1 pseudogene is annotated in these 757 nt (G+C 43.6%); it reads right to left on the reverse strand.

Annotated elements, in window-relative coordinates:
• Positions 1-58: 58 nt before the first annotated feature.
• Positions 59-757, reverse strand: a pseudogene (locus DRB05_RS00185) (hemolysin-type calcium-binding protein); the annotation flags it as partial.

A 757-nucleotide genomic window follows, 5' to 3' on the forward strand; every position in this document is an offset into this window, starting at 1 on the left:
AAAACGAAAAAAGCGAGGGTTTCCCCTCGCCTTGTCTACTGTCTACGTGTTTCTGTATTTATTCACAGTAGTTCGCTACATACGTTAAGTCATTGATGTGCTCTGGACCATCCATGACAAAAGTCGATTCTGCAGTGTTTGGATCTAATGTATAGATCTTTGCATCTTCTCCTTTATTGCGGCCAGACACGTATAACGTACCATCTGAGCTTACCGCCAAACCAGATGCCCAATTCACACCATGTTCGCCAACTAAGTCTAACGTCATCGCGCCTTTGTCTAACGTGTAAAGTGCTTTGCCTGTGAGGACGTAAATTACATTTGTGTCTGCTGAATAAGCAATGTCACCATGTGAAAATTCATCACCAGCATAGCTTAGCTTGCCAAATACTGTTTTTTCACCCGTCTGCATATCAAACTCATACAGATAAGTTTTACTGGTCGCTAATAACTTAGTGCCGTCTGGCGTTACTGCTGAGCGATAAATCGGCCAAGAAACCGCATTAGCAGCTAAAGTCTGCTCCGCGTTGTCTAATGAGACCTTCCACAGTGATGACGCTTTAGTTGCGCTATCATTTTGCTCCATAAAGTATAGCTCACCATCATGTGCGGCGATATTTGAAGCTGTATTGGCTACCCCATCAACGTACGCATAAGTACCGTTGGTGACATCAAAATGATAAACATAGCTGTTGCTGTCTTCACCAAAGTTATTGATACCATACACGCCAACTTTACAAGTCACCGGTGGCTCTGG

This window comes from Pseudoalteromonas sp. A757 (assembly GCF_004103285.1).
GTDB classification, from domain to species: Bacteria; Pseudomonadota; Gammaproteobacteria; order Enterobacterales; family Alteromonadaceae; genus Pseudoalteromonas; species Pseudoalteromonas galatheae.